This window comes from Clostridium sp. MT-14 (assembly GCF_042436595.1).
In the GTDB taxonomy this organism is placed as follows: domain Bacteria; phylum Bacillota; class Clostridia; order Clostridiales; family Clostridiaceae; genus Clostridium_B; species Clostridium_B aromativorans.
The window spans coordinates 32,691-49,440 of the sequence record NZ_JBHMIY010000002.1 but is presented as its reverse complement, the minus strand read 5'-3'; the positions used below and the strand labels follow the sequence as shown (position 1 = coordinate 49,440).

At 36.9% G+C, this 16,750-nt stretch carries 15 protein-coding genes and 1 pseudogene; 10 read left to right on the top strand and 6 right to left on the bottom strand.

What is annotated here, in order from left to right; all coding sequences use genetic code 11:
* Positions 1-28: 28 nt before the first annotated feature.
* From asrB to ACFHWD_RS02110, 5 genes are read right to left on the bottom strand one after another with little or no spacing between them, the layout of a single operon-like run.
* Positions 29-820 (bottom strand): anaerobic sulfite reductase subunit AsrB, encoded by a 792-nt coding sequence (asrB, locus tag ACFHWD_RS02130; RefSeq protein WP_378060052.1) that lies wholly within the window; start codon positions 818-820, stop codon positions 29-31.
* Entirely contained in the window at positions 820-1,878 is a 1,059-nt protein-coding gene (asrA, locus tag ACFHWD_RS02125) for an anaerobic sulfite reductase subunit AsrA (protein ID WP_106010010.1), read from the bottom strand. Before asrA ends, asrB begins: the two co-directional genes overlap by 1 nt.
* Before the next feature lie 39 nt (positions 1,879-1,917).
* Positions 1,918-2,583: a molecular chaperone gene (locus ACFHWD_RS02120; protein WP_150356648.1), complete on the bottom strand. Its 666-nt coding sequence runs from the start codon at positions 2,581-2,583 to the stop codon at positions 1,918-1,920.
* Positions 2,584-3,198, bottom strand: a complete 615-nt coding sequence (locus tag ACFHWD_RS02115) for a 4Fe-4S dicluster domain-containing protein (protein ID WP_150356647.1) — start codon at positions 3,196-3,198, stop codon at positions 2,584-2,586. It lies immediately after the preceding gene.
* Positions 3,198-5,885, bottom strand: a complete 2,688-nt coding sequence (locus ACFHWD_RS02110; RefSeq protein WP_179977783.1) for a molybdopterin-dependent oxidoreductase — start codon at positions 5,883-5,885, stop codon at positions 3,198-3,200. Before ACFHWD_RS02110 ends, ACFHWD_RS02115 begins: the two co-directional genes overlap by 1 nt.
* A 377-nt stretch (positions 5,886-6,262) precedes the next feature.
* On the opposite strand from ACFHWD_RS02110, the gene moaA reads away from it, so the two are divergent.
* Complete coding sequence (gene moaA / locus ACFHWD_RS02105) at positions 6,263-7,219, top strand: GTP 3',8-cyclase MoaA (RefSeq protein WP_179977782.1); 957 nt, start codon at positions 6,263-6,265, stop codon at positions 7,217-7,219.
* A 3-nt stretch (positions 7,220-7,222) separates the two neighbouring features.
* Here the strand turns inward: moaA and ACFHWD_RS02100 are convergent, their stop codons facing one another.
* Positions 7,223-8,110 carry a LysR substrate-binding domain-containing protein gene (locus ACFHWD_RS02100; RefSeq protein ID WP_179977781.1) on the bottom strand — a complete coding sequence of 296 codons (888 nt, stop codon included), beginning with the start codon at positions 8,108-8,110 and terminating at the stop codon, positions 7,223-7,225.
* Between the two features lie 178 nt (positions 8,111-8,288).
* Between ACFHWD_RS02100 and ACFHWD_RS02095 the strand changes: the two genes are divergently transcribed.
* The 9 genes and pseudogenes from ACFHWD_RS02095 (at position 8,289) to ACFHWD_RS02055 (ending at position 16,729) form a co-directional block, all read left to right on the top strand.
* The gene (locus ACFHWD_RS02095; protein ID WP_378060048.1) at positions 8,289-8,792 is read left to right on the top strand and encodes a LysR family transcriptional regulator; all 504 of its coding nucleotides are present in this window, start codon (positions 8,289-8,291) and stop codon (positions 8,790-8,792) included.
* Positions 8,793-8,807: 15 nt separating this feature from the next.
* A pseudogene (locus ACFHWD_RS02090) lies at positions 8,808-9,209 on the top strand (LysR substrate-binding domain-containing protein); the annotation flags it as partial.
* Between the two features lie 189 nt (positions 9,210-9,398).
* Complete coding sequence (locus tag ACFHWD_RS02085; protein WP_179977779.1) at positions 9,399-10,301, top strand: bifunctional enoyl-CoA hydratase/phosphate acetyltransferase; 903 nt, start codon at positions 9,399-9,401, stop codon at positions 10,299-10,301.
* Between the two features lie 26 nt (positions 10,302-10,327).
* Complete coding sequence (locus tag ACFHWD_RS02080) at positions 10,328-10,471, top strand: hypothetical protein (RefSeq protein ID WP_229981640.1); 144 nt, start codon at positions 10,328-10,330, stop codon at positions 10,469-10,471.
* Positions 10,472-10,776: 305 nt separating this feature from the next.
* Positions 10,777-12,075, top strand: coding sequence for an MFS transporter (locus ACFHWD_RS02075; RefSeq protein WP_378060045.1), 1,299 nt, complete (start codon positions 10,777-10,779; stop codon positions 12,073-12,075).
* Positions 12,076-12,346: 271 nt separating this feature from the next.
* Positions 12,347-13,513, top strand: coding sequence for an acyl-CoA dehydrogenase family protein (locus ACFHWD_RS02070; RefSeq protein WP_150356640.1), 1,167 nt, complete (start codon positions 12,347-12,349; stop codon positions 13,511-13,513).
* 246 nt (positions 13,514-13,759) lie between these two features.
* Positions 13,760-14,902, top strand: a complete 1,143-nt coding sequence (locus ACFHWD_RS02065; RefSeq protein ID WP_378060043.1) for an acyl-CoA dehydrogenase family protein — start codon at positions 13,760-13,762, stop codon at positions 14,900-14,902.
* Between the two features lie 12 nt (positions 14,903-14,914).
* Entirely contained in the window at positions 14,915-15,703 is a 789-nt protein-coding gene (locus ACFHWD_RS02060) for an electron transfer flavoprotein subunit beta/FixA family protein (protein WP_179977776.1), read from the top strand.
* A 15-nt stretch (positions 15,704-15,718) separates the two neighbouring features.
* A complete protein-coding gene (locus ACFHWD_RS02055) occupies positions 15,719-16,729 on the top strand; it encodes an electron transfer flavoprotein subunit alpha/FixB family protein (RefSeq protein ID WP_179977775.1) in 1,011 nt (336 codons plus the stop codon).
* Positions 16,730-16,750 lie beyond the last annotated feature (21 nt).

The window sequence follows — 16,750 nt, the reverse complement described above, 5'->3', positions numbered from 1 at the left end:
GAGCCAACAATGCCAAAGAATTTAATAGTTAATCCAGCAGATCTTTGGCTTTAGTATAGTTGAAAATCGGTCCCTCCAGGCAGACATAGGTTTCGTTTATCTTGCAGTGTCCGCACTTGCCTACTGCACAGGACATTTTTCTTTCAAAAGAAACCCATATTTTGGATTCTTCCACATCATTTGCAAGGCACTCCTGAGCTGCAAAGTGCATCATTATTGGAGGACCAACTATAATAACATTATAGTCTTTAAAGGTATTAAATGGAATCTTTTTAATGTGCGCTGTAACCATTCCAGTTTCAAATCCATCTACTTTAGTATTATCTAAGGTATAGATTGTATTGAATACAGTTTTGAATTTTTTAAGATCATACTCGAACAAAACGCAGTCGATATCTTTGAAGCCGGCAATTAGATTTACGGATTTGATCTCTTTTGGATGTTCATAAAAGTAGTTTAAAAGGCCTTTGACTGGAGCGAAGCCGGTACCGCCGGCAATTACCACCAGGTCTTTGTTCCTGAATTTATCTAGGGGGAAGGAGTTACCATAGGGACCTCTCATAAACAGTGTGTCATTAGGCTGCAGGCCGAAAATTCCCTCTGTAAGTCTGCCTACCTTTCGAATTGTGAATTCAAGCCATCCAGCTCCCTTGCCGCTTACGGATATCGGGGCCTCGCCTACCTTGGGAATTGACAGCTGAAAAAATTGTCCGTACTTGATATTGTCCTTATCATATGCAACCCTGAAGGTATATTCGGCATTGGTTTCATGTATCACATCTAGAATTTTATAAGGTGCAGGTAAGGTGATATTGGTCATTATTTATTCACCTCCCTGGATGATGGTTCTTCACTTGATATTTTTTCTATTTCATCGCTCAAACTGTTGATAGTATCAGAAAATGAAATCTCCTCTGGACATCGGCGGCTGCAGCGGCCGCAGCCTACACACATATGCTCTGTACCGCCAAAACGGGCATTGTAATCATAAACCTTGTGCAGGGTTTTAAATCTCATTCTTTTACCGGCTGTTTCTCTAACTTTATGTCCACCTGCCATAGTTGTAAATTCTTCAAGCATGCAGGATGACCATACTCTTCTTCTCTCTCCCCTGCGGCTTGTTTCATTGTATATGATATCCGTAGTGTCAAAACAGCTGCACGTACCACAGACTGTATTACAGGCGCCGCAGCTTATGCACTTTGTATTGAAGCTATCCCATAATTTCAAGTTGTAAACTTTTCTCAAGAGATCAATATTGTCTATTTTAGGTAATTTTACTTTTGTTTGGTTTTGCTGAACAAATTCAGGAGTAAAATCCCTTGAGGTTTCCCCGCTGAAGTATTTTTTAAATTCCTCATCCTTTACTTCTATCAATAGGCCGTTGTCTTCAAATCTTACAGCTGCGCTGTAGTTGTCAGTCCGATTTGAACCCATGGAAACGCAGAAACAATTATCCCATCCTTTCCGGCATTCCATCATGAAGATCTTTATTTTATCACGTAATCGCTTATAATAATTATCCTCTTTATCGCCGTTTTTCAGGAAAATGGTGTCCAGCCTCTTGATGCCGTTAATATCACAGGGGCGGGCAAATAAAATGATATTTTTACTGTCATCAATACTACTCTCAATACATTTATCTTCCGTAAAATAAAGAAGTGTCTGACTAATAGGGTAAAAGACTTCTTTCGGTGAAAAATCAGATTTTTCATCATAGACGATCTCTGATACCGAATTGATTTCAGCATAGCGTATTAGGTCGGTATTAGGCTTCCAACCGCGATTTTCAAAGCGTTTAGGAGCATATATTTTGTATTCTTTTTTAAGTTCATCGATTATTTTGTCCATTCTTTCCGAACTCACATAATAACCCAATGATTACCCCTCCTATCTTTTTATAAATTATATTTGCAGCTAATTCGTTAAACTTTCCAGAATTGTATTGTCCAAGTGCAAATAGCCGTTGGTGATTTTTCCAATCCCCTTGTAAAATTCTGTATCGGCATACTTTTCTATATCACTGCAGAAGCTTGGAACCCAATTCAATAAATGCTTACTTAAAAAATTCATCTGTTCCTTTAAGCAGGGCAAAAATTTTGATTCATCCTGTATATTCAAAACTTCTTGTGCCTCTTGACATAGAAATGCCATAAATTCCAGTTCCAGGGATATATGATCTTCAAAGAGATTCAGCTTTTCCTCATCTTTTTTCAGACCCTTTGCCGCATATATAGTCATCACTTTATCCCGGGCATCCTGCATCATGATTTTCTTTTCACTGGTATACACCGACTCATAGGGAAATGCAGCAGAACCCTCCGCTATTCCTGCAGCAAGAAAAATTTTCGCATAATCTACAGCCAGGTCAGTCAATGCAGTATTACCATGATTATCCAGATATTTTCCAAGCATTTGGTATCCTTCCCTGAGTTCAATTTCACAGCAATCTACAGGAAAGTCCATGTTTTTCATCTGCATAAATAAGGGTTCATCCACTTCTGATTTATAAAGGCGCTCCAAAAAACGATACAAATTTTCACGGTTTCTCATAAGTGTCAGGTACTCTGGATTCTTATTCACCTATCTTTTCCTCCCGTCCTGCTGGCTGCACTCCTGCGGGATAACATCAATCCACTTGTCACGGCGCAAAATGTATCGAACAGAAGGGTGAGTGCCAACATCCCGAAGACTATATACATTTTCACTGCCAGCTTCTTTTAATGCCAGGGATACATCGCTGTCCGGATCATTGATATCGCCAAAAATCATGGCCCTGCCTGAGCAATTTTTTACACATGCAGGTTTTTCACCTTTTTCTGTCAATTGAGTGCACAGAGTACATTTATCCATTACTCTCATTTCGTTGTTGAAGTTGTTTATTTCATAAGGACAGGCTCTATGACAGCTCTTGCAGCCTATGCATTTTTCCTGATCAATGAGAACAACACCGTCGTCACTGCGTTTATAGCATGCCCCTGTAGGACAGACCTTGACACAAGCAGGATCAGCACATTGCTGGCACATAACCGGCAGCCAATACATCTGTACATCCGGATATGTTCCTGTAGGACCTATGGTCAGTACTCTATTTCTCGAAGAACCCAGTGCAACTTCATTCTCCATTTTACATGCTACACTGCATCCATAGCAGCCGATACACCTGTCTAAATCAATTACCAAAACATTTTGTTTCATTATTTAACCACCTCCGTAGGATCGGATGGTTGAGGGAGCCATGCCTTGAACTGTTCAGGTTTAGTCCAGACTCCTTTTGGCGGACCGTCCTCAGCTCTTGAAACCCTTACGAGAAATCCTCTTAAAGTGTAGGTCCCCACAACATCGTTGTATGGAGCAGTTGATTTTGAAAGTACGTTGACGTTCATTTCACGCCATCCTTCTGTTTCAGTATGGTAATTTTCGGGGAAAACAAAACGTTCCATATATACGGCACCAGGATTTATACCCTTTGTCACATTGGCTTTTGCCTTGATCTTGCCTCTTAGTGATTCCACCCATACCCAGTCTCCATGGGAAATGCCGTAGGTTTTTGCAGCTTCCGGGTGAATCCAGATCTCAGGAACGGGGTACATTTCACGCAGCCATGGAACATTTCTCAAGGTTGAATGATGATAAAATGGAAGTCTCCCATTGGTCATAACCAAAGGGTACTTTTTAGCAAGCTCACTGTCTTCAATAGGACTTTCAGAAGGTTCCAGATAGTATGGCAGCGGGTCATAGTCTTTTGAAGCAGGAGGCAGTTCACAAGTACTGTAAGGCATTCCCGTTCTTCCTAAGGTAATGAGACTCTCCAAATAGAGTTCAATTTTCTTGGAAGGTGTATCGAATCCTCTTGGCTTGCCTGTCTTTGGGTTATTCTGCTTGTAGACATAATACTGTTTCCACTCGTTTTTAGGAAGGAACTCAAAGGGAGCTTTTTCCTTAAATTCATCCCATGTCATATCAAAGGCGCTTGTACAGCGATTTAGAAGTTCATTCATATCTTTCCAGTAAGGAAGATCGTTTCCCATAAATTCTTCATCAAATGCTTTCTTGCAGTTTTCATGTCCAAGTTCTGCACAGCGTTTTGCCAGTTTGGACCAGAATAATGTTTCATCCATGGTTTCCCAAAGGTGGGTAACTGCTTGTCTAGCAAAGACTTTATTACAGGATTCCACGGGCATATCCGTCTCCAGCCATTCTGCTGCAGGAAGGAGCATGTCTGCATAATTGGAGAATGAAGTAGGGTACATATACATATGCACAACAAACTCCATTTCTTTAATAGCGGGAACCCATGACTTACTCTCGGCTACATTGGCAAACTTATTGCCGGAACGCTCAATCCAGACTCTTGGTTTATAAGGTTTTCCAGTCAGGATTGCCTCTTTGACACTACCAGGGTGTCCTGCCCACCAGAATAGAAGTCCTTTGTATTCGTTGCCGCCCAGACGCTTTTTGAGTTGTTCCGCTGGAAGCAATTTACGGGCAGCTGGTACTATATAGGTTGAAACAGCAGCATCACCGGGAATAACACCGCTTGTTTTAAAGCGTTGCATCAGTGATCCTGGCCTTTCGATGTTGCCCATCAGCGCATTGAGAATAATTGCTGCCATGGCTGCCTGTACTGAATTGGGGCTTTGATCGGTGGCAACGCCAAGGCAGAGACCTGCAGGAGAATTTTGTGCATATATATTGATGGCCTCTTCAATTTTACTTGCGTTAAGCCAGCATATTTCTGCCGCCTTTTGAATAGTATAGGGTTCCACTCTCTCCTTTAAAAGCTGAAATCCAGTTTTACATTCAGCTCCATTTACGCTAAAGCTGCCCTCCAGTGCAGGAGACAGATCATTATTCCAGGGATAGACTAGGGGCTTAGCTGAATTGGTTTTTGTATCCCACACTATAAAAGTATCTGGAACATTAGGGTCATTGCTCTTATTAGAACGTAAGAACATCTTGGTCTTGACATCCACCAGATAAGGCAGATTTGTCCATTTCAGGACGAAATCACTGTCGTAAAGTTTTTTATCAATGATATAGCGAGTCCAGGCCTGTAGTAGTGCCACGTCGCTTCCCGGTCTTATAGGTAACCAAACATCAGCTTTAGCTGCATCTGGTGTCATACGGGGATCGATTACAACGGTTTTTACTCCCTTGGCACGAAGGTCTGCAACGGCACCTCCGCCCATTGCAGGACTGGAGTAGGAAGGAGCTGCTCCCCACAAGACCAAGCATTTCATTGGTGTATCATCGGCATAGTAAATTTCCAGGCAATTTGAGTCGGCAATACTGTAGTCAGAACCACCATACATTAAATTATTGGCTAGAATACGCGGCAGATAACATTGAGCACAACCGGGTTCAAACCAGTTGGGAGTACCAAATACATTACAAAATCTGGCGATACTCCAAAATTCAGGATTTCCACCTCCTCCAGTAGAACAGAGTACAGCTTCTGCTCCATACTTTTCACGTGTTTCCATAAGTTTCTTGGCGAGAATATCAATGGCTTCATCCCAGGAAATACGCTTCCATTTATTTTCACCTCGCTTGCCCACTCTCAGCATTGGATACTTATTACGATTTGGATTATAAAGAGCTTGTATGCCGGAAAGTCCTTTGGCACACATGGATCCTTTGCTCATAGGATTTTCAGGATCGCCTTCAAGCTTGACTACTCTGCCGTTCTTGACATGGGCAATAACACCACAGTTGGAGATACATGCTCTGCAGCATGTTTTTACAGTTTTAGTAGAGGATGATACATCATCTTGTGATGACTCATTTTGAATTAATTCCCTTGAACCATTTAGGGCTGATGTAATTCCCGTTATATTTGTTGCGCTGAGAAAATCTTTTTTATTTGTTTTTTGTTCTTCCATTTAGTTGCCTCCTTTACTGATAAATAATTTTAGATAATTATCAAATATTGTGAGTAAAGTCATTATCTAAATTTAGCATAACATCTTATAAATTCAATTTCCAATTCAAAAAAAGTGATTGCTTATTCCAAAAATGAATAATTTATGATGCCTATTAGGATAGTAAAATATTTTAACTATTCCGTTTTTGAATCGATTATATAATAATTTTAAATTGATTGCAGGTACAAATTATGATTTACTAAATTAAATGGATAATTGTTTAAGAGACGTTTATCATCTATTAAAAACGATTAAACAATATTTAGATAGATATATTAATTTTGGTGGATGTTTAAAGATGCGTGAGTATAGGAGTCACGTGATGGAGGAATAATATGATAGATTCATATGAAAGAAACATAAATTATTTGAGAATATCCGTTACAGATTTATGCAATCTCAGATGTAGATATTGTATGCCTGAAAAAGGTATAACAAAGATACAACATGATCAGATATTGAGGCTGGAGGAAATATATAAACTGGCAAAAATTTTTGTGTCACTGGGAATAAAAAAAATAAGAATAACAGGAGGAGAACCTCTAATTAGAAAGGGCATCATAAATCTAATTGAAAACATAGGCAAGTTAAATAAAATTAAAGATTTTGCCATGACTACAAATGGAATACTTCTCAAAAAGTATGCCGGAAATTTAAAAAATGCAGGCCTCAATAGGGTAAATGTTAGTCTGGATACTTTAGATCAGAAGAAATACTATGATGTAACTAGGGGAGGATGCCTGAAAGATGTTTTTGAGGGAATTGAAGAAGCTAGGAAAGTGGGACTTGCGCCGATAAAATTAAACACGGTTTTGATCAGCGGATTTAATGACAGTGAGATAGAAAGCTTTGTCAATCTAACAAAATATGAGAAAATAGATGTCAGATTTATTGAACTTATGCCCATTGGACGGACAAAGGACTGGTCACTGAATAAATTTATATCCAATAAAACGGTTTTAGAGAAAGTTAAAGAATTAAAAAAAATTGAAAGAAAAGATGTGTCATCGCCAGCTGAATACTATAAATTACCTGATGGGAAAGGTAGGGTGGGACTTATAAGTCCTGTTTCCCATAAGTTCTGTAGAAATTGCAACAGAGTCAGATTGACAGCAGATGGTAAGCTCAAAGACTGCCTCCTTTCAGATTATGAAATAGATTTGAAATCGGCACTGAGAAATGGAGGAAATTTGAAAAAAATAATAATTGACTCAATTAACAACAAACCTAAGGAACATAATCTGGAGAAGGGAGAGTATGTAAAGAGGAACATGACGGCTATAGGAGGATAATGATCATTCATTGTTTCTATCAATTAACATTTTAATTAATTCTCTGACCTTGGGATTTTTTTGACTGTGTTTGTTGATAACAGCTCCCAATGTAGCTGGAATACTGGGGGAGATAGGTATTAAGACAACATTGTTAGCTAGTAATTGGCTGGCCAGTTTACATGCTATTAAAGCAGAACCAAGTTTAGCTTCCACACCGCCTAAAATAGTTTCAGGTCTTCCTCTAAATATAATATTCGGGACAATATGATGTTCTTCGAAAAAAGCCATGCATAGATGGGATATGCATGTATAGGTTTCCATCAGCATAAGAGGGATATTTTTTAATTGTTCCTGAGTAATGTGGTCTAGTTTTGCCAGGGGATTGTCTTTGTGAACTGCCAGGACAATTTTATCCGTTGAAACAGGGACAAACGGGTTTTTGCCGTTGGTTAAGTTTTGTTCATCCCAATAGGTCAATGCTATGTCAAAATTATTGCCTAGCAATTTACGAAATAATTGAGGCTCTTCCAATTCCTTGAGGTTAATTATAAATGAAGGGTTTTCCAATTCAAATCTGCTTACTGGAATGTGAAAGCCGAAACAGCTCATTATAGGCAGAGTTAATACTGTTATTCTGTATTTGTATCCAGGTTGTAGTTTTTTTGCCATGTATTTTAGATGATAGATTTCTCCTAATATATGTCGGGCCTGGGGTAATAATTGTTTTCCTTCCTCTGTTAATTTTACATGCCTGCGGCGGCGATTAAAAAGCTGGACACCTAATTCACGTTCCAGTGCCTGTATTTGTTTGCTGACAGAAGATTGGGCAATATTTAACTCTAAGGCGGTTTCCATGTAACTGCCCGTGTCTATTATGGTTACAAAATATTTTAATTGTTCTTCTGTCATCATAACTCACCTATTCCATTTTTGAATCAATTATATAATAATTTAAAATTGATTACAAGTATCGATTTTGATATCTTGATAATGAAGCAGCCTTTTAAGATACAAACTAATGTAAACTATTTCAAAAGAATGTATTGTTATAAGGCAATATTTAAAGTATAAAGAGGGGAAATAAGAGATGCCAATTAGCTTATTACGTGAGTTTATTGTGCTTTCTAAAAACTTGAATTTTAGTATAACAGCACAGCAGCTCTATATTACACAATCTGTACTTAGTAAGCACATCGCTTTATTGGAGAAAAAAATTGGCTTAACTTTATTGACAAGAAATCACCATGGTGTTGAGTTGACTGCAATAGGAAAATTATTTTTAGTAGAGGCCATTGCTATTGTAAACAGATATGATGAAGGTATGAAAAAAGTAAAGATGGCAGTATATGGGATTAAAGCGGAATTGAAAATCGGTTATTTATATGCACATACTAAAGATATCCTTGTATCATCTATACAGCTATTTAAAAAACATTATCCTCATATTGAACTAAAATTAATGGCTTGTGAATATGGAAAATTAGCTCAAAAACTTAAAAATAGTGATTTCGATTTAATCCTGACAGTTAATTTTGATAAAGATATTCTATCCTGGTGCAATACGTACAAGCTATATGAAGATGTTCTTTGAGCTGTAGTATGTAATGATCATCCCTTAGCTAAGCAGCGAAATGTTACGATTCATGAACTGAATTCAGAACGTATTTTGATGCCTTCAAATGATGATTTTAATGGATATGCTACATTTGTGAATGAGATTTTTAATTCGGAAAAATTATCCCAAGATAGGAAGATTCGATATAAGTGTATAAATTCTTCATTATTAATGGTCGAAGCGGGATATGGTGTTGCAATTGTACCACAAAAGCTCAAGGTTAATGCAAGCAAAAAAATTTGTTTTATACCACTTAAAGGAGAACAATATTCTTTTGATGTTATTGCAGCCTGGAGAAAATCAAATAATAATCCAGCGATAAAGAAATTCATTCATATATTGTCACAAGTCAGATATGATTGTTTTTGCAATGAGAAAATTGAATCGTTTTAAAATTAAAGGGCTATCTCTAATGAAAATAATTTTCAAAGGAGGTAGCATTTTTTACTTGTAATTTGTAAAATAAAATAATAGGGACAGCAGCTAAGCTTAAAGGAAAAAATTATTTGCTTGCTGAACGTATTCTATCTAAGGTGTTTAAAGGGTGAAGAAAAAGCAAAGTGGTACTTAGGGGGAAGAAAAATGATAAAAAATCTTAATGATTTAATAGAGCAAATTAAATCAAAAAGATGGGGAAAAAAGAAAAGGATCATTGTAGCTGCAGCAGAGGATTTGGATATATTGGAAATAGTTGAAAAGGCTACAGAACTTAAATTAGGAGAATTTATACTTGTAGGAGATAAAGAAAAAATAGAAAAAATAGCAATTAAAAATAATAAGAGACTATTATGTGAAACAATTGATGAGCCTGACAATAGAAAAGCTGTAGAAAAAGCAGTGGAATTTATAGTAAAAGGTGAGGCAGATATAATAATGAAAGGACTGCTGCATACAAGTACATTTCTAAAATCAGTGCTTAATAAAGAAAATGGATTGAATGCGGGTAGATTGATAAGTCAGATCTCAGTCTTTGACAAGGAGTTTGGAGAAGGGCTTCAATTACTGACTGATTGTGCTATGGCAATACAACCTAATTTGGATGAAAAAAAGCAAATCATAGAAAATGCAGTATCACTAGCAAGAAAAATAGGATATAAAAAACCAAGGGTAGCTCTGCTATCCGCACTTGAAATAATAAACCCAACAATACAAGATACAGTAGAGGCTGCAATACTAAGCAAAATGGGTGACAGAGATCAAATAAAAAATGCAGTAATTGATGGACCTTTTGCATTGGATAATGCAATATCACTGGAGGCAGCAAAGCATAAAGGAATTAAAAGTGAGGTTGCAGGAAAAGCAGATATCCTTGTAGCACCTAATTTGCAGGTAGGTAATGTTTTGACAAAAGCACTTACATACTATGCACATAAAGATGTAGCAGCAGCAGTAATGGGAGCGAAAATACCAATTATAATGACTTCAAGGACTGATATGATAAAAAATAAATTACTTTCAGTAGCCTTAGCAAGTTACATTTCGTGATAAGTTATTTGAAAGAGAGGTATGAAATGAAATATTGTATTCTTACTCAATTAAAATATATTGGAATGCTTGCTGAAAGAGATCTTGGTTATAGATCTGTTTTTATAACGGATGATAAAATTAAGCATTCCAAGTTATTTGCCAGACGACTAATGAGTGATGAAGTGTGATCTAAATAGAATTAAATTGTAAGTGAGGCTTGCCTAATAGGGTGAGCCTTATTTTTATATTTTGACAAGTCATAGTTTGTAAAATTTTAAAATAATACTCTTCTTGAGGTTTTTTTATTTTTTCGGAAAATACTAATTTTTAGCTATCTGTTTATATTGGACAAGTATATCTCTCTATCAAATTATAGTTAATAACTATTAATAATAATAAAAGCAATAATTAGTAACTATTGGAAATAAAACAGATGTTTAAGTAAAATTTAAAATGACGAATTATTAAATTTAAGAATGTTAGGAGGAGTAAAATGGATATAAAAATTGGAAATAAAAGATGGAGAATCGTTCTATTACTGACGTTATGTTATTTAATCTTATATATGGATAGATCCTGTATGTCTATGGCAGGTCCGGAAATGATAAATTATTTTGGATGGAATGCCAGTGAATTTGGTTTAGTTTCCACAGCTTTTTTTATTGGATATGCTTGTACTCAGATTTTAGGAGGATGGCTGGCAGATCGTTTTGGTGGCGGAAGAGTTGTTATGTTTGGAGCCATATGGTGGTCCGTATTTGTTTTCCTTACTCCATTTGGATCAACAATAGGCCTTATGGTTGTAATACGTATAGTGATGGGGATGGGTGAAGGTGTTTCACTTCCAGCCATGTCTACAATTATTGCAAAATGGGTACCTAAAAAAGAATCGGGACTGGCATGGGGTATAAGTATAATGGGTGTTTCCATGGGTATTGCATGTGCAATGCCGCTTTCGGCTTGGATTATTAAAATATGGAGTTGGCAGATGGTATTTCATTCATTTGCATTTCTAGCACCAATTTGGGTAGTTATTTGGTGGAAATTTGGAAAGGACAGGCCAGAAGATTATGCTAAAATAAGTAAGGAAGAACTGACGTATATAAGGAAGAAGACATCGGATGACAGCTCCAGTCCAAATGAAGATAATGATCTCACTTATAAGGACATATTTTCTACGCTGTCTGTATGGACAGGTGCATTGTCATTTTTCTGTACCAATTATTTATTTTATCTGTTTATGACGTGGCTTCCTACATATTTTGTAAAAGGAAGGGGATTTGAAATGGGAGCAAGTGCTATTTATACGATGATGCCCTATATTGTTGCAACTTTTACATATCCTATTGGGGGATGGCTAGCAGACAAAGCAGCTAAGAAATTTGGGCATAATATGGGTAGAAAATTATTTCCACTTATTGGAATGGTGGGGGCAGGAATATTACTTGTATTGGGCTCCAGGGCATCAGATCCTATTTCCGCAGTTGTACTTATATCCATATCAAATGGTATATTGTGTTTAACAATGGGAGGGTATTATTCTATGCCTATGATCTTCTCTTCCAAAGATGCAGGAAAAATTACTGGACTTTATGCGACTTTCGCTACAATAGGAGGTATATCAGCTCCGTTGCTTACAGGGATAATAGTTGATAGTTATGGATACTCAAGTGCTTTGTATCTGGGTGCAGGCATATCTATACTGGGTGCAATTATTTTATTGACAAGTCAAGTGAGACCTATAGTACCTATATCTAGGAGAAAATCATCAGATAAAAAAGTACAAGTGTAATTTTTGATTATTTGAGAAAAGGAGTACTGTAAAGTTATTTTTTAAAATAACTTTACAGTACTCTATTTTTATAATTTTGATTTGTCTTGTATGGCAGTCTCCTATTTTTGGCTATTTGTGTATGTTAGATAAGTATGTCTTTCCCTCAAAATTATAGTTAATAACTATTGATAGTGACAAAAATGATAATTAGTAACTATTGGAAATATAATAAACGTTTAACTAAAATGGAAGCATAGAAGTTTTTACAAAATATCAGGGAGGTAGTAAGGTGTCAAAATTAAGCGAAAACGAATTCAAAGCATACTTAAAGCAGGTGAGAGCTTTAGCTGAAGGTCCTTTTGAGGAAATTCAGAAAGAAGTTGAGGTAACAAATAAGTTCCCTCAGAAATTCTTTGACCTGGCAATTCAAAACAATTTATATAGATGTGCGTTGCCGGAGAAATATGGTGGATGGGGATTGAGCCCATTGCAGATATTACAAGTACAGGAAGAGTTCAGCAGGGGACCAGGAGGAATGCGTATGCACCTTCATTATGCAGTAGATATGAACTGGAGAATTCTCGATGATTTTGGAAATAGAGAATTGAAAGATGAATATATGGACAAATTTCAGGACAAGACAATTTTTACCTGCTTTGCTTTAACGGAAAAAACGGGTGGTACAGGTGCAGATTTGCATACAAGGGCTGTAAGAGATGGTGATGACTACATAATAAATGGTGAAAAGACTTTGATTTCTCATACAGATTGTTGTGAATTTGCATATGTAATTACTGTTACTGATCCAGATGCTCCTAATGATAAGAGATTATCTGCTTTCTTTGTACCAGTTAATACTCCTGGTTATGAAGTCGTTCCTATGCCTCATATGATGGGATGTCGCGGTGCCGGGCATGCAGGATTAAAATTTACCAATATGAGAGTTAACAAGAAGTATCTACTTGGTAAAGAAGGAGACGGACTTAAGGTGGCAATACACTCATTATCTGTGTCAAGGGCTCATATAGCAGTGAGTAATCTCGGCATGGCACAAAGGATGCTGGAAATGGCTATTGCGAGAGCAAAAGACAGAGTCACATTTGGTAAACCGTTGGTTAAAAGACAAGCAATACAGCAGATGATTGCAGATATGGGTACTGAAATATTTGCACTGAGAATGATGATCTATAATTTTGCTAAAGATTATGAAGAAGGTAAAGATATTGAAATGAAAGCAGCTATGTGTAAGCTTCATAGTATAAATACCGTAAAATTAGTGTCTGATTATTGTCTGGAGATATTTGGTGGTATTGGATATTTTGAAGACAATCCTTATGGACCGGTAGAAAGAATGTATCGTGATTGTCGTGCAATGTGGTTAGAAGAGGGACCTAGATCGGTTCAAAGATTAACGGCTGCGAGAAAATTAATTGCAAGTGGCGGTGTTATTGATTAATTTTCTTATTATAATTTGCAAGGTGGAAAAAATATTTTAGTTCCAAAGTAGAAATGCTTTGTGAAAGTATTTTTGAGTTAATCCGGACTTATTCGGCTATATGCAAGAATTTGATCCGGAAACCTTGCTGTATCTAAAATAGCAGTTATTACATGGAAAAGATATTATGAAATACATTCAATATATACACTTGGGATCTAAAAGAGAATTAGAACTGCTTGAAAAATAATGAGAGGTGGAAAATTAATGAGCTTATTGTATACCAAGGAGCAGAAAGAATTAATTGCTCTTGTAAAAGAGATGGCAGAAAATGAAATTAAGCCATATATTCAGGAATTAGATGAAAAAGGCGAATGTCCCAGAGAAATGTTTAAGTGTTCTTTTGATATGGGGCTTCATATGCTTGAAATCCCTAAGAGTTATGGTGGAACTGGTTTAAGCTATGAGACTACGGCTATGATTTTTGAAGAGCTGGCAAAGGTTGATGCAGGTTATGCAATTACTTTTGTTACTACATTTGTTGCTTTAAGAAATGTGATTCTTTCCGGTACTCCTGAACAGGGCAAGTATTTTGCTGATGTTATTGGGAAAGGCAATTTTGCATCTTTTGCACTTACTGAACCCAATGCAGGTTCAGATCCTGCAGCTATTAGGGGAACTGCTGTAAAAGACGGAGATGAATATATTTTAAATGCCTCTAAGACATTTATCACAAATGGAGCCTTGGCTTCATTGTTTGTAGGATTTTTCAAAACTGATCCGGAAGCAGGACATAATGGAATTTCGGCATTTATTATTGATGCAGATACACCGGGAATTACTATTGGAAAACATGAAGATAAAATGGGACTCCGCTTATCAAATACTACGGATGTCATTTTTGAAGATGTCAGAGTCCCTGCATCCAATATGCTGGGAAAAGATGGGGGCGGATTTAAACTGGCATTAAATGCACTTAATCTATCCAGAGCTTTCGTTGCCACTTTAGCAGTAGGTATTATGCAGAGGGCTTTAGATGAATCTATAAAATATGCAAAAGAAAGAAAACAATTTGGCAAGCCTATTATTAAATTTCAGATGGTACAGCAGATGCTGGCTGATATGGCAATTAAAATAGAGGCATCTAGAGTATTGGTAAATAATACTATGCGGTTAATGGACAATGGAAATCTTGTTCGTAAGGAAGGTGCTATTACTAAGACTTTTGTATCTGATTGTGATCAAGAAGTTACGTCCAATGCAGTCCAAATTTTTGGCGGATACGGATATAGCAAAGAGTACCCTGTAGAAAAGCTTATGAGAGATTGTAAAGTATTTCAGATTTTTGAAGGAACTAATCAAATCCAAAGAATGACTATAGCAGGTGTATTAGAAAGGGAATATAAATAAGGGGGAAGCAAGATGAATATTGTTGTTTGCGTTAAGCAGGTTCCTGATACGACGGAAATTAAAATTGATCCAGTAAAAAATACTCTCATTCGTAAAGGAGTTCCAAGTATTTTAAACCCATTTGACAAAAATGCTTTAGAACAAGCTCTTAAATTGAAAGACAGATATGGTGGAAGGGTCACTGTAATTTCTATGGGGCCTGACCATGCAAAGGAAGTTTTAAGGGAAGCTCTTTCTATGGGTGCCGATAAAGCATATTTAGTTACGGATAGGGCCTTTGGTGGTTCAGATACCTATGCTACTAGTTATATTTTATCTAAGGTAATTGAAAAATTAGGGTCCTTTGATTTTGTCCTTGTGGGAAAACAGGCAATTGATGGAGATACAGGACAGACAGGTTCAAGCATTGCAGAGCATCTGGGAATTTCTAGACTGAGTTATGTCCTTGATATTGAAATAAGTAAGAGTAAATGTATTGTAAAGCGTCAGGTGGAGGAAGGTATAGAAGTGGTGGAAACAAAATTACCGGTTCTCTGTACTTTGACTAAGGAAAGCAATAAACCGAGGTATGCAACTATTAGGGGGAAAATAGACTCGTTAAAAGCAGAAATAGAGGAGATTCACTTGACGGATGTGCCCGATATCGATACTACTAAAATTGGACTCAATGGTTCGCCTACAAGGGTAAAAGCAACTTTTACACCAAAGCGTCAGTCCAGTGGTGAAATAATGGAAGCTGTAAATCCGGAAAAAACGGCGAAAGTTTTAGTGGGTAAGCTTGTGGAATCAAAATTATTATAAAGGGGATTTTTAATTATGAGTTTTGAGGAATATAAAGATATATGGGTATTTATAGAATGCTTTCAAGGACAGCCAAAAAATGTTGGATTTGAACTTTTGGGGCAGGGAAGGATACTGGCAGATAGGCTCAAACAGAAATTATGTGCAGTGGTTATTGAAAGCAATGTCGATAAGGCAATTGATGGTGCAAAGTGTTACGGTGCAGATAAAATTTATGTAGTTCAGGGAGAAGAGTATAAAAATTATTCTTCTGATTCCTATGGAAATGCATTTTTAAAATTATGTCATAAATATAGGCCAAATACCATTTTAATAGGTGCCACTATAAGGGGAAGGGAACTTGGATCTAAAATTGCAGTTAGTCTGAGGACAGGTCTTACTGCGGATTGTACAGCGTTAAGTGTAGATGAGGATAATGCAAATGTTGTATGGGAAAGGCCTGCCTTTGGAGGTAATCTCTATGCTCAGATTCTATGCAGTGGCACACGTCCTCAGATGGGTACTGTAAGGCCAGGTGCTTTTAAAAAACCGGAAAAAGAGGAGAACAATATTAGCAAAATAATTACAGAAAATATCAGGATGGATAAAGTTTCTGCTCTTACAAAAGTAATAGATTTCATTAAATCTACGGAAGATGCTGGAGTTAAACTGGAGGAAGCGGAGTATATTGTGTCTGGTGGAAGGGGAATGAAAGGACCGGAAAATTTTGCAATGCTTAAAGAACTAGCCGATTTACTGGGAGGAGCCGTGGGAGCGTCAAGAGCGGCTGTGGATTCGGGCTGGGTTCCCCAATCAAAGCAAGTAGGACAGACTGGTAAAACTGTTTCACCAAGAGTTTATATTGCATGTGGAATTTCTGGAGCAGTGCAACATCTTGCGGGAATGAGTTCTTCAGATACTATTATAGCAATTAATAAAGATGAATCTGCGCCGATTTTTGAAGTAGCGGATTATGGTGTAGTAGGTGATGTATTTGAAATGGTTCCAGCATTAATTAAAGAAGTTCGTTCAATAAAAAACCTATAATTGAAGAATGTTTCAAGCTGT